Source organism: Alphaproteobacteria bacterium (assembly GCA_030680745.1).
Lineage (GTDB): Bacteria > Pseudomonadota > Alphaproteobacteria > JAUXUR01 > JAUXUR01 > JAUXUR01.
Window position 1 is genome coordinate 1 of sequence record JAUXUR010000067.1, and the last position, 12295, is coordinate 12295.

Sequence of the window (12295 nt, forward strand, 5' to 3'; positions counted from 1 at the left end):
GACGGCCTCCAGGTCGCACAAGCTTTTTATACACACGTTTGCGAATTTGGTCATTCCTTTTAAGTCCGACCCTTTTAGGTGGTAGGAAACTCGCAATGACGACCGAGGGAACATTAGCATGGAGCTATGCTCCTTCTAAAGACAAAAATGCCCCTCTTCCAAAGATAAGATTTGGTCACTCCTTTTAAGTTCGCACTTTTTAGGTAATGGGCAACACGCAATGACAAAGTTTCTATATTTTTCAGTTAGTTAATAAAATTATCATGAAATGTCAAGATGTTAAACCCGCTCAACCATTTTCTGTTTAATATCCGCAATTTTTTGCGCAGGATTCAAGCCTTTGGGGCATGTTTTAGTACAATTCATAATCGTGTGACAGCGATATAGTCTGAACGGATCTTCAAGCTCATCAAGGCGTTCGCCTGTAGCATCATCACGCGAATCAAAAATCCAACGATGCGCTTGTAATAAAATAGCAGGCCCTAAATAACGATCACCATTCCACCAATAACTGGGGCACGATGTTGTACACGAAAAGCAAAGAATACATTCCCAAGTACCGTCTAATTTTTCGCGTTCTTCGGGGCTTTGAAGTCTTTCTTTTGTGCTCGACACTGGGCTATCATTTTGTAGCCATGGTTTAATCGAGGCATATTGGGCATAAGCTTGTGTGAGATCTGGCACAAGATCTTTAATCACCGGCATATGGGGTAAAGGATAAATTTTGATATCACCACAGATTTCATCAATCGGTTTGGTGCAAGCAAGGGTATTCGTTCCATCAATATTCATAGCACAAGACCCACAAATACCTTCTCGACAAGAGCGTCTAAATGTCAACGTTGAATCGACCTGATCTTTAATTTTAATCAGCGCATCCAACACCATTGGACCACATTCATCTAAATCAATTTCAAAATCATCTAAAGATGGATTTTGACCATCATCAGGGTTCCAACGATATACTTTCACATGTCTTGGATTTTTTGGTATACCTAAGGCTTTAACCTCTTTACCTTTTGTTATTTTTGAATTTTTTGGAAGTGCAAATTCAACCATTTTTTTAAAGCCTCGTTAACATTAAGAACGTAAAGTTTAGTATATAGTCGATAGACATTGGAAGGATACATCGTCATGCCTCACTTATGTATATAGAGATACATTTCGTTCGTTTTTCCTTGTCTACTCCTCAACTCTATCAACTATAGTGAAATGATTCGAATCCTCAAAACCCGTCATTGCGAGAATAGCCAAGCGTGTACGCAAGGCTATGCGCGGCAATCCACACTTTTATTTGATTTAAGGATTCAAATGTGGATTGCCACAAACGCCTTTGTGCAAAAGCACTCAGGCATTTTCGCAATGACGAACTCTTATATTTTACATTAATTTTCAACATATAGCTTTTTCAATTCATTTTACTATATAGCGAACCGAATTTGTCCTTCATTTTGACATTTAATTTTAATAGACGCGTTCTTGTGGTGGAAACACCTGTACATCTGAACTTAACGTATAATAATGGACTGGCCTATAGGAAAGTCTCACTTTACCTGATTCATCACGATATGACAGACTATGCTTCATCCAATTCACGTCATCACGCTTCGCAAAATCTTCACGTGCATGACCGCCTCTGCTTTCCTTACGTGCTTCAGCCGAGTGAATGGTTGCAAGGGCTTGCTCCATCAAATTTTCAAGCTCGAAAGCTTCCAATAAATCACTATTCCAAATAAGCGAACGATCTGATACTTTTAAATCTGCCAAAGAAGTAGCGATTTTATCTAATTTTTCAATACCCTCACGCAACACGTCTTCTGTTCTGAAGACAGCACAATAATCTTGCATCGTGCGTTGCATGTTCAGTCTAATTTCACTTGTTTTAAGCGATCCATTCGATTGTCTTACGCGATCAAAATGCGCTAACGCTTTTTCTGTAATACTTGGATTTAAATCCTTATGCGGCGTATTGGGTTTCACCAAATCTTTTGTACGCAAAGCTGCTGCTCGACCAAACACAATGATATCCAATAAGGAATTACACCCTAAACGATTGGCACCATGCACCGATACAGAAGCGCCCTCGCCTATGGCCATAAGACCTGGACAAGTTGCATCTGGATTATCAGCTGTTGGACGAATAACTTCAGCCATATAATTGGTTGGAATCCCACCCATATTATAATGTACGGTTGGAATCACAGGAATCGGCTCTTTGGTCACATCAACATTGGCAAAAATGCGGGCTGTTTCTGCGATACCTGGCAAACGCTGATGAATAACATCAGGATCCAAATGATGTAATTGAAGATTGATATAATCTTTCAGCGGCCCAACACCACGACCTTCTCGAATTTCAATCGTAATCGCACGCGATACAACATCACGCGATGCTAAATCCTTGGCCGTTTTAGCATAACGTTCCATAAAACGTTCGCCTTCAGAATTCACAAGAAAACCACCTTCGCCGCGTGCGCCTTCGGTGATTAAGGGACCGACGCCATAAATACCTGTTGGATGAAATTGAACAAATTCCATATCTTGAAGCGGCAAACCGGCACGCGTTGCCATACCAGCACCATCACCAGTGCACGTATGCGCTGATGTACATGAAAAATAAGCACGACCATAACCGCCCGTCGCCAAAACTGTCATGTGACCGCGGAATCGATGCAATGTGCCATCATCTAAATTCCATGCCAAAACACCACGACAAACGCCTTCTTCATCCATCAATAAGTCAGTTGCAAAATATTCAACGTAAAAATTCGCATTATGTTTTAAGGATTGTTGATAAAGCGTATGCAATACAGCATGACCCGTTCTGTCAGCCGCTGCACAAGCGCGTCTTGCCATTTCTTTACCGTAATTCGTGGTATGGCCACCAAATGCACGCTGATAAATACGACCATCATCGGTGCGCGAAAAAGGCACGCCAAAATGTTCAAGCTCAATCACCGCTTCTTTTGCATGGCGACACATATATTCAATAGCGTCTTGATCACCCAACCAATCAGAGCCTTTGACGGTATCATACATATGAAAACGCCAATCATCTTCAGTGATATTCCCCAAAGATGCTGCAACGCCACCTTGCGCTGCAACTGTATGACTACGTGTTGGAAATACTTTGGTGATACAAGCTGTTTTAAGACCCGCATGCGCCATACCTAAAGTAGCACGCAATCCAGCACCACCGGCGCCGACAACAATAACATCATAAAAGTGATCAGTAATGGGATAGGCTTTTGACATCTAAATTAAGCTCCTAAAGCAATTTTAAGAATTGCGAAAATTGATAAAGTTGCTAAAAAAAATAACGAAAATTTAAGGAAAATCAGCGTCGTATATCGTTTCATCGGTGTTGAAACATAATCTTCAATCACAACCTTTAACCCTAACCACATATGATAAAAAAGGGTCACGACAAACAATGTTAAAAGAACAGAAGTTAAGGGCGAGGCAATCCATGCAACAAAACCTTGATAATTTTCATGCAGTCGCATCAACAACGAAATCACAAACCAGATCATTAAAGGAATAAGAGCAATTGACGTTAATCGTTGCGCAATCCAATGCATTACGCCATCTTTGGCAGATCCATGACCTTTAACGCGCGCAAGAGGTTCTTTTAAAATCATTTTTTTCTCTAAAGCTGGCATAAAACAATTCCCGAAATAAGACCTGTTAAAAGTAACGTACCAATAATCGTTATCCATCCAGAGGCATAAACAGATTTAAGATCCAAACCACGTCCTGCATCCCAAAACAAATGGCGAATGCCGTTCAAAATATGAAAAGAAACACCGAGCGCACAACCAAAAAGCAACGCAAGTCCAATCCAAGATCTAAAGAAATGTTTAGTAGCTTCATAGGATTCTGGACCATTCATCAACGAGACTAAAAAATAAACAAGAGCCAATGAACCAAAAGCAAGACCCATCCCCGTCAAACGGTGTGTAATGGATAATATCGAGGTAAGTTGAGGCTTATAGATTTGCAAATGGGGTGAAATTGGCCGATTACGATTGCTCATTCAAACTTTCCCTTATAGCTTGGAGACCCTACTTTTAACTGGATTTCCTTTTAACCCTAAGAGGTTAGCATAATTTTATGCGCTTTCAAATAGCAAAAAAGGCCATGAAATCAAGAGTTTTTTTGTTTCTTTTTTTAAAGACATATCTATGTTTCGCAAACATCCAGAACTTATCGTCTTGTTCTATGTTACGCGCACAAATTATCATCTACGTATTTTATACGGATATTTTAAATGAAACAAATATAGAATCATCAATCATGTTAAAGAGATGATTGATGATTCTATATTAAGTATTACGGCACCAGGAACGGGCGAAAACATTATCTGGGATATGATACGTGTTGCTGCGAAAGAACAATTACGCGATAAAGAAATTGCCAAAAGTATGAGCGAAGGCAATATTATTGATGAAGTTAACATTGAAGAGCAAGTTAACGATCTTTTGTATAACCAAACAGGGGCAACACATCTTGCTGTAGGGTTATTATTAACTAAATTGGGTATTTTAAGCGAGATTAATGAAGATGATCATGTGATTGTGGATAACAACGTTATTCTTGATTAAAAAGTGATGCCTGTGAACGTAATATTAACAACAACTTCCTTAATATTGCGTTCATGTTCTTATAAGATTACCAACATTTCAATATGACACGATCCTATAAAGAAAAATTATTTCACTCTAATCGCATTACCGGCCGCTTTGATACTAATGCTAGAACCAGTGACTTTACTCACATTCACATCTATCGCCATATCACCATAATTTTCAGCTGCAATTTGAAGTTTATCGATAGGGCCTGAAAGCGTTGTTATATTACCCGAAGAACCAATCTGAACAGCCGAAGAATCAATATCTTGAACATTGACGTTTTTGCTTACATCACCATAGCTTGTCATGGGATCATCAGCAGAATCACCAGAATTAACAACAATAACTGAATTCCCTGGAGGCGTAGCATTAGCTGAATTCACTGAATTTAAAGGATTCAAAGAACTTGCGTCAATAGCAATAACGTTACATGAAAAAAAAGCTGCAATAACAGCCCACATGGAAATGTTTCTCATATCTTCCTACAGGATTATTTATTTGTGTTGCTAAGATGAGCGTAACATAACATTTTTAAAATAAAAAATTAAATACTAAAAAATATAACATCATAATTGAGTCAGTTTATCAAATTTATTATTTATTATCTAAAAGTTATAGAATTTCCAATTGCATTAACCTGAATGTATGAGTTACTCACATTCGAAACTTGAGCGTCAGCTATCATGTTGCCGTAGCTTTGCATGAAAAAAACTGAATTTTCAACATTACCACTTAAGTTTATCGTATTACCCGCAGCGCCAACCTGAACAAATGATGCATCAATACTATCAATTTTTGACGTTGCACTTGCATTACCATAATTCATCTGCTCAATACTTAAATTGTTTTTGACAAAAGGATCAGCGTTTGAGAAAGAAGGCATTCCCGTTACAAACACAAGAGCCAGGATATAAATCATTTTCTTCATTTCTTCCTCCATCCTAAATTATTGCTTTTTATCTCTTTATTTCGTTTTTAGTCCAGCATAATTTCATAACTACCCAGCCCCCCTCCTACGCTCAGCGGCAAGCCCCTTGGGGTCCATGCTGAAAAAGTAAAATGTAAATATTTATCGATACTTTTCAACAAGTTTTATGGATCCCGCGGTCAAGCCGCAGGAGGTGAGATGTTCAAAATTCGCACACCCTCCTGGGCAGTTACCCTATTTCATTAATTTCTGCAAAAACAAAACGCTAGTATGACGAACCCTCTCCTAAGAGAGGGCTCATTACGGTAATTTATAGTTAATTATCTCAATGTAACAGCATTACCAGCTGAGATCACACCAACACTAGAAGCAGTTACACCACTCACTATTCCCAAAGCCGTATTGTCACCATAGCTTTCCGCTGCCATGGAAAAGTTTTCAACCGTACCTTCAAGAAGCACAGTGTTACCAGCGGCACCCACATCAACTGTTGAAGAATCAATATTTTCAATCGTTGCATTCGTTAATGAGTTACCGTAGTTTTTAAGCGTTAAGTCGATATTTGTTTTGACATTACTGATAGGATCCCCACCCCAGTCACCACCAAAATCTTCTGAAAAAGTTTCTTCAGTCATTGGTACTTCAGCAGGTATTTCTTCAGCATAAGCTTTAATTGTGAACACAGTGATTGCAAATGCAAAAGCGATCATTGAAAATTTTTTCATAACGTCCTCCTAAGATTATATTGTATTGATTGTCTATTTTTGTGCTTAACTATCTCAATGTGACAGCGTTACCAGCGGAGATCACACCAACAGTGGAAGCCGTTACTCCACTTACTGTCGCTAAAGCTGTATTGTCGCCATAGCTTTCCGCTGCCATGGAAAAGTTTTCAACAGTACCTTCAAGAAGCACAGTGTTACCAGCGGCACCCACATCAACAGTTGACGAATCAATATTTTCAATCGTTGTATTCGTTAATGAGTTACCGTAGTTTTTAATCGTTAAGTCGATATTTGTTTTGACATTACTGATAGGATCCCCACCCCAGTCCCCACCAAAATCTTCTGAAAAAGTTTCTTCAGTCATTGGTACCTCAGCTGGAACTTCTTCGGCATAAGATTTAATTGAAAAAAGACCAAGTGCGAGTGCGAACGTGATTAATGATAAACTTCTCATATTGTCCTCCTAAGACTATTGTTTGCGTTGTGTGTTTTTTCTTTTTTTCTTCTTCTTACATTCATCTTAAGGGGGGGGTGCTTAAAAAATGATTAAGATACAAAATTATTTTTAAAAAATTGAATATTTTTTATAATTAGTTGATAAATATAACTTATTTTTACATGATTCGAAGCTAAAGACTTAATAGCGGGCGCAATTCAAAAAAAGACCATCAAATTTCTAAAAAATTTACCATCAACTTCTTCAAAAAGAATTGACTTTAATCATCAAAAGCTCTATAAAGAACCTCATTCACATGTTATCATTCATACATAACAATATGTAAAAGGTTTTTAGAATGGCCAATACAAAAACGGCAAAACAAAATATTCGTCTGACGGAAAGACGTACAGATATAAATCGTGCTCGTGTTAGCCGCATTCGTACATTTGTTAAAAAGGTTGAAACTGCAATTCTCAGCGGTAATGCTGAACTTGCAAAGAATGCGTTGATCGCTGCACAACCAGAACTTCATCGTGGCGCCTCTAAAGGCGTACTGCATAAGAATACTGTTGCACGTAAGATTTCTCGCTTATCACAGCGCATCAAAACACTTTCCGCTTAATTTTTCTTCCTAAAATTATATAGGTCAACAGGCTCCTTTCAAGGAGCTTGGTTTCCCTTGTTATACTTATAATGCTTTAATTTTATTGAAATTTTTTTTTGCATGTTCTTGTTTTGTTCCAGTTGTGCTGTTAGGATTAGGAGGCTACTCTCTTCTTCTAGACATAAATACAAATAAGTCAAAATAGATTACAAGCTATTCTTTTGTAATCATTTTTCGTGTATATGACTATAAAAGAACAAACAAAACAAAGCTACATTAAATAATAATAACAATGTTTTAGTCTTTGGTACGTTGAAATAACAAAAAACTTAGAAACCCACGCTCAAGGTAAGCTTTTGAATGACCGATTTTGCTGAAATATTAACCCCGCTACAAGGATCCTTCACCGAAGAGCATCCACTTGATGACTATATTCAGCTTCAATGGGGCGTTGTAAAAGATCTATTACGTCAAGAATTAGGCGAGGCTGCCCATCGTAGCTGGATCATGCCTTTAATTGTTCAGGAAAATTTTGCTGGCAGCGTTCAGATTGCAGCACCAACCCGCTTCATGCGTGATTGGGTTACAACACATTATGTAGATCGTATTCGTGTTTTATGGCACCAAGTAAACCCATCCATTCATCAAATAGATCTTATTGTTTCATTAACGCCCCTCACGCATTCATCAATTGCTTCAGTCGAACAGCCAAAAGAAAATACGCACTTCACAAGCACACCAGAAAGCGAAAGCAGTGACGACTCCCCTTTCGCCTATGATAAATTAAGCATATCGCTTGATCCTAGACTTACCTTTGATAATTTTGTTGTTGGCAAACCAAACGAACTTGCTTTTGCCGCAGCGCAACGTGTTGCTGAATCAGATAAAGTCATTTTCAACCCATTATTCCTTTATGGTGGCGTTGGCTTAGGTAAAACACATTTAATGCACGCAATTGCCGCACGTATCAAAGAAGTTAACCCAGAACGTAAAGTGCTTTATATTTCTGCTGAAAAATTCATGTATCAATTTGTTAAAGCGTTACGTTTCAAAGACACCGTTTCTTTTAAAGAACAATTCAGAACCGTTAACGTCCTTATGATTGACGATGTACAATTCATCAGCGGTAAAGATTCAACGCAAGAAGAATTTTTTCATACCTTTAATGCGCTTGTTGATCAGAACCATCAAATCATTGTCTCCGCCGATAAATCTCCTTCTGATTTAGACGGCATGGAAGAACGTTTAAAATCTCGTTTAGGCTGGGGCCTCGTTGCTGATATTCATCCAACAACCTATGAATTGCGTTTAAGCATATTGCAAGCCAAGGCAGAAAATTTAAAAGCCATTGTGCCTGATAAAGTTCTTGAATTTTTAGCGCACAAAATAACGTCAAACGTACGTGAATTAGAAGGCGCACTGAATCGCGTTGTCTATCAATCAACGTTGGTTGGCCATGAAATCAACCTTGAAATGGCGCAAGAATTATTACGTGATTTAATCAGAGCCAATGACAGGCGGGTCACGATTGACGAAATACAACGTAAGGTTGCAGAACATTACAATATCCGAATATCGGACATGCATTCCAGCAAAAGATCACGTGCCATTGCACGCCCACGACAAGTCGCAATGTACCTTACTAAACAATTAACACCTTATTCTTATCCTGAAATTGGTCGTAAATTTGGCGGACGAGACCACACAACGGTCATGCATGCTTCTAAAACGATCCAAGAGATGTTAAAAGAAGACATTACATTATCAGAAGATATAAGATTGTTACGACGTATATTAGAGTCATAAAGGGATAAAATGAAGTTTTCAATCGACCAATCCTTACTTAAAACCGCCTTACAACGTGTTTTATCCGTTGTTGATAAAAAAACGCCTAATCCCGTTTTATCAAATATTTTAATGGTTGTTGATCCCCAAGAATTGACCTTAACGTCAACCAATATGGATATCGCTATTCTTGAAAAATTGCCATTACACCTTGTTGAAAAAACAGGTGCGATCGTGGCGCCCGCGCATATGCTCAATGACATTGTAACAAGATTACCCAATGGATGCGAAATTCAATTTGAAGTTGAATCAAATGAATTAGGGCAACCTTTATCAACATTTAAATTATCAACTGATAAACTTAATTACACCTTAAGCTATTTAGAAAAAAATCTTTTCCCTGACATTAGACCATCTGAATATCCCTGGCATTTTCAAATGAGTGCAGGCCAATTACGCGATGTTTTAAACCGCAGCCGTTTTTCTATGGCCGAAGAAGAAGTCCGCCATTTTTTAAGTGGTGTTTATCTTTTTCCACTAAACAATCAAGAAGATAACACAGGGCGACCAGAATTATGTGCCATAGCAACTGATGGTCATCGCTTAGCTAAAATCACAACACCTTTTGCGACAGCTTTACCTGATTTTCCAGGCATCATATTACCGGCCAAAACAACAGATGTCTTATGCCGTCTTTTGGCTTCTCAAGAAGAAAACATCCTTTTAGAATGCGATGTTTCTCAAACATCTTTATGTGTCAAATTTGGATCCATTTGCCTTATTTCGAAACTGGTCAATGGTCAATATCCTGATTACACATTAGCGCTTCCAAAAGGCGATATACGCAAAGTTCATGTTTCGAAAGATGGTCTTGTCCGCGCAGCTGACCGTATGGCCATTGTTGCAGACCCTATTTTACGCGCTATTGACGCACAAATATCTGAAAATCAACTTAGATTTTCAGTCCCAGGCAGTAAAAATGGTTCTGGTTTTGAAGAGATTTCAGTTGTAAGCGAAATTGATCAAATCGGCACCGTTTTTAATGCAGATTATCTTATTGAAGCGGCACGTCATATCAAAGGTGATATGATCGAGCTTCAAGTGATTGATGCAGAATCAGCCATTATGCTTAAAGGCAAAGACGATGGATCAGCTTTATATGTTCTGATGCCCATTGTCAGCTAACCTCTTCTTCTTTTAAACTGTGGAGGGCGTCAGATTTCGGGATTCGCAATGCTCCTGTATAAAAAGATACACGCAGCTTGCCGCACCGCTCATCTTTCTACCCACATTTTGAAATAATTCGAGTACTTTTAAATGCCAATCTATTTAGCATTTAATGTAACTACCCAGAAGTTGGGTGAGAGTTTTAAACACCTCTTTTCTTACGTCCCGCGGCCATGTCATTGCCCATACGTATTACAGGCTATTGATAATTAATGATAATTGCTTACTCCACCTCCTACGTCCCGCGGCTTGTCCGCGGGATCCATGGTGCAAAAGGCCGTTATAACTATTTACAGAAACTTCTCAAACACTTTCTGGATCCCGCGAACAAGTCGCGGGACGTAGGAAGGGGGTGGGTGTTTATACTTAAGGAATGATATGGCCGCGGGGCGTAGGGGGCTTGGGAGTTACTTAATTTCAATAAGTTAGAAGATACGTTCATTTCATAAACGAAGGCACAAATATTGCGGATTTTTCTATATGTTCAGCATTTATTAGGCATCGGGCATTTAAAACGTGCTTCTTTGCTTGCTGAAACATTATCCTCCAAAGGACACCAAGTTCTTTTGGTAACAGGTGGATGCCCAAATCCAAATCTATTAAAAAGCTTAACAAATATTTGTCAATTGCCTCCCTTATACACAAAAGACGAAAATTTTAATCTTCTAGCAGATTTAGATATTCAACCAGATTCAAATTATTTAGATCAACGGCGAAAAATATTGCTTGATGCATTTGACGCGTTCAAGCCTGATCTTTTAATTACAGAACATTTTCCTTTTGGACGTCATATGCTTAAAGGGGAGCTTATTCCCCTTCTTAAAAAAGCAAAATCTAATAACTTAAAAATTATAGGATCTGTGCGCGATATTTTAGTGTCCCTTCCCTCATCAAAGATTCTTAAAATAAAAGAAATTTTAAACAATTATTATGATGCTGTTTTAATTCATGGTGATCAAAAATGTGCTGCATATTGGACTGATTATGCAAATGTAAAACCCAGCTTATTTTTTACAGGCTATATATTTCAACAGGCCAAACCCACACTTGATAGTACATTGTTCAAAAAATCTGTTATAGCCTTTCAAGGCGGCAGAAACACTCATTGCAACTGGCTTGATCTATTACGTAAGGCCAAACCCAAAACGATCTTCAAAAACAATCCTTGGATCATTATAGGAACCCAAAACAACGATTACCTGGACGAAGGCATTACCATACAAAAATCCATCCCCAATTTAAGTAAAAACCTCAGCCAATGCGCCTTTATCATTTCAGAAGCTGGGTATAATAGTTTTCTAGAGATTGTATTATCCGAAGCCCCATCCCTTTTTATCCCTTTTTACACACAAAAAGAAGATGAGCAGCTTAAACGGCTCCAATTATTTAATTTAGATTATATTGATCACACATCATTAACCGTGGATATTATTGTAAACCAAATAAACAACAATCTACATAAATCTAAAAAATCATTAAATTTAGATATCAATGGATTAAGCAAAAGCGAAAACATCATTAACACATTGATATAAAAAAGTATTTTTGAATATATTGTTTAAAATTAAAAAGATTAAATCATTTTATTGTTAAATAAAATTACTTTTATATAAACTTACAGCACTATATTATGCCATTAGTTTAATAAATGTTATTTTTTTATATTATTACAATAAATTTATCATAAATCTTATTTTTTATTAAAATATTAGTGAAAAAAAGATTGCAACATAGGGCATAATATCTTATTAAGTAAGCTAATGTGACTGATAAGTGGTTACTTAAAACGAGGTAAAACGATGTTTAAAAAATTTGCCATAGTACACGACACTTTTAACCAATTAAATCTATAACAAATGCTAGCAAAAAATTAACATAATTACATCGATTTATTTTTTCAAATGAAATATTATTTTTTATAAAATCAATACCATAAGTAAATAAAGAATATAATTT

Annotated in this window: 14 protein-coding genes; 6 read left to right on the top strand and 8 right to left on the bottom strand. The window is 37.5% G+C overall.

The window, feature by feature from the left end; genetic code table 11:
• The coding region (locus tag Q8L85_07710; protein MDP1724572.1) for a hypothetical protein at positions 1 to 188 on the top strand (188 nt) is incomplete at its 5' end.
• Positions 189 to 279: 91 nt separating this feature from the next.
• On the opposite strand, the gene Q8L85_07715 is transcribed toward Q8L85_07710, so the two are convergent.
• The 4 genes from Q8L85_07715 to sdhC all read right to left on the bottom strand — a co-directional run bounded on the left by Q8L85_07715 (position 280) and on the right by sdhC (position 4036).
• The gene (locus tag Q8L85_07715) at positions 280 to 1059 is read right to left on the bottom strand and encodes a succinate dehydrogenase iron-sulfur subunit (GenBank protein ID MDP1724573.1); all 780 of its coding nucleotides are present in this window, start codon (positions 1057 to 1059) and stop codon (positions 280 to 282) included.
• A 405-nt stretch (positions 1060 to 1464) separates the two neighbouring features.
• Positions 1465 to 3255 carry a succinate dehydrogenase flavoprotein subunit gene (gene sdhA / locus Q8L85_07720; GenBank protein ID MDP1724574.1) on the bottom strand — a complete coding sequence of 597 codons (1791 nt, stop codon included), beginning with the start codon at positions 3253 to 3255 and terminating at the stop codon, positions 1465 to 1467.
• Between the two features lie 5 nt (positions 3256 to 3260).
• Positions 3261 to 3662 carry a succinate dehydrogenase, hydrophobic membrane anchor protein gene (gene sdhD / locus Q8L85_07725; protein MDP1724575.1) on the bottom strand — a complete coding sequence of 134 codons (402 nt, stop codon included), beginning with the start codon at positions 3660 to 3662 and terminating at the stop codon, positions 3261 to 3263.
• Positions 3650 to 4036: a succinate dehydrogenase, cytochrome b556 subunit gene (sdhC, locus tag Q8L85_07730; protein ID MDP1724576.1), complete on the bottom strand. Its 387-nt coding sequence runs from the start codon at positions 4034 to 4036 to the stop codon at positions 3650 to 3652. The genes sdhD and sdhC overlap by 13 nt, the downstream gene beginning before the upstream one ends.
• Positions 4037 to 4307: 271 nt before the next feature.
• Between sdhC and Q8L85_07735 the strand changes: the two genes are divergently transcribed.
• Positions 4308 to 4604, top strand: a complete 297-nt coding sequence (locus tag Q8L85_07735; protein MDP1724577.1) for a hypothetical protein — start codon at positions 4308 to 4310, stop codon at positions 4602 to 4604.
• 107 nt (positions 4605 to 4711) lie between these two features.
• Here Q8L85_07735 and Q8L85_07740 read toward each other — a convergent pair whose 3' ends face one another.
• From Q8L85_07740 to Q8L85_07755, 4 genes are all read right to left on the bottom strand, one after another.
• Positions 4712 to 5107: a hypothetical protein gene (locus tag Q8L85_07740; GenBank protein MDP1724578.1), complete on the bottom strand. Its 396-nt coding sequence runs from the start codon at positions 5105 to 5107 to the stop codon at positions 4712 to 4714.
• A 125-nt stretch (positions 5108 to 5232) separates the two neighbouring features.
• Entirely contained in the window at positions 5233 to 5559 is a 327-nt protein-coding gene (locus tag Q8L85_07745; GenBank protein MDP1724579.1) for a hypothetical protein, read from the bottom strand.
• Positions 5560 to 5879: 320 nt separating this feature from the next.
• A complete protein-coding gene (locus Q8L85_07750; protein MDP1724580.1) occupies positions 5880 to 6284 on the bottom strand; it encodes a hypothetical protein in 405 nt (134 codons plus the stop codon).
• Positions 6285 to 6333: 49 nt separating this feature from the next.
• Entirely contained in the window at positions 6334 to 6738 is a 405-nt protein-coding gene (locus Q8L85_07755) for a hypothetical protein (protein MDP1724581.1), read from the bottom strand.
• A gap of 340 nt (positions 6739 to 7078) precedes the next feature.
• Between Q8L85_07755 and rpsT the strand changes: the two genes are divergently transcribed.
• From rpsT to Q8L85_07775, 4 genes are all read left to right on the top strand, one after another.
• The gene (rpsT, locus tag Q8L85_07760; protein MDP1724582.1) at positions 7079 to 7345 is read left to right on the top strand and encodes a 30S ribosomal protein S20; all 267 of its coding nucleotides are present in this window, start codon (positions 7079 to 7081) and stop codon (positions 7343 to 7345) included.
• A 342-nt stretch (positions 7346 to 7687) separates the two neighbouring features.
• Positions 7688 to 9133 (top strand): chromosomal replication initiator protein DnaA, encoded by a 1446-nt coding sequence (gene dnaA / locus Q8L85_07765; GenBank protein MDP1724583.1) that lies wholly within the window; start codon positions 7688 to 7690, stop codon positions 9131 to 9133.
• A 9-nt stretch (positions 9134 to 9142) separates the two neighbouring features.
• Entirely contained in the window at positions 9143 to 10297 is a 1155-nt protein-coding gene (gene dnaN / locus Q8L85_07770) for a DNA polymerase III subunit beta (GenBank protein ID MDP1724584.1), read from the top strand.
• 506 nt (positions 10298 to 10803) lie between these two features.
• Positions 10804 to 11874: a hypothetical protein gene (locus Q8L85_07775; protein ID MDP1724585.1), complete on the top strand. Its 1071-nt coding sequence runs from the start codon at positions 10804 to 10806 to the stop codon at positions 11872 to 11874.
• Positions 11875 to 12295 lie beyond the last annotated feature (421 nt).

Excerpts from the sequence above, each read along its gene's own strand:
- Q8L85_07735 (MDP1724577.1), top strand. The coding sequence starts at position 4,308 with ATGATTGATGATTCTATATTAAGTATTACGGCACCAGGAACGGGCGAA.
- Q8L85_07745 (MDP1724579.1), bottom strand. The coding sequence starts at position 5,559 with ATGAAGAAAATGATTTATATCCTGGCTCTTGTGTTTGTAACGGGAATG.
- Q8L85_07740 (MDP1724578.1), bottom strand. The coding sequence starts at position 5,107 with ATGAGAAACATTTCCATGTGGGCTGTTATTGCAGCTTTTTTTTCATGT.
- rpsT (MDP1724582.1), top strand. The coding sequence starts at position 7,079 with ATGGCCAATACAAAAACGGCAAAACAAAATATTCGTCTGACGGAAAGA.
- sdhD (MDP1724575.1), bottom strand. The coding sequence starts at position 3,662 with ATGCCAGCTTTAGAGAAAAAAATGATTTTAAAAGAACCTCTTGCGCGC.
- Q8L85_07755 (MDP1724581.1), bottom strand. The coding sequence starts at position 6,738 with ATGAGAAGTTTATCATTAATCACGTTCGCACTCGCACTTGGTCTTTTT.
- dnaA (MDP1724583.1), top strand. The coding sequence starts at position 7,688 with ATGACCGATTTTGCTGAAATATTAACCCCGCTACAAGGATCCTTCACC.
- sdhC (MDP1724576.1), bottom strand. The coding sequence starts at position 4,036 with ATGAGCAATCGTAATCGGCCAATTTCACCCCATTTGCAAATCTATAAG.
- Q8L85_07715 (MDP1724573.1), bottom strand. The coding sequence starts at position 1,059 with ATGGTTGAATTTGCACTTCCAAAAAATTCAAAAATAACAAAAGGTAAA.
- sdhA (MDP1724574.1), bottom strand. The coding sequence starts at position 3,255 with ATGTCAAAAGCCTATCCCATTACTGATCACTTTTATGATGTTATTGTT.
- dnaN (MDP1724584.1), top strand. The coding sequence starts at position 9,143 with ATGAAGTTTTCAATCGACCAATCCTTACTTAAAACCGCCTTACAACGT.
- Q8L85_07750 (MDP1724580.1), bottom strand. The coding sequence starts at position 6,284 with ATGAAAAAATTTTCAATGATCGCTTTTGCATTTGCAATCACTGTGTTC.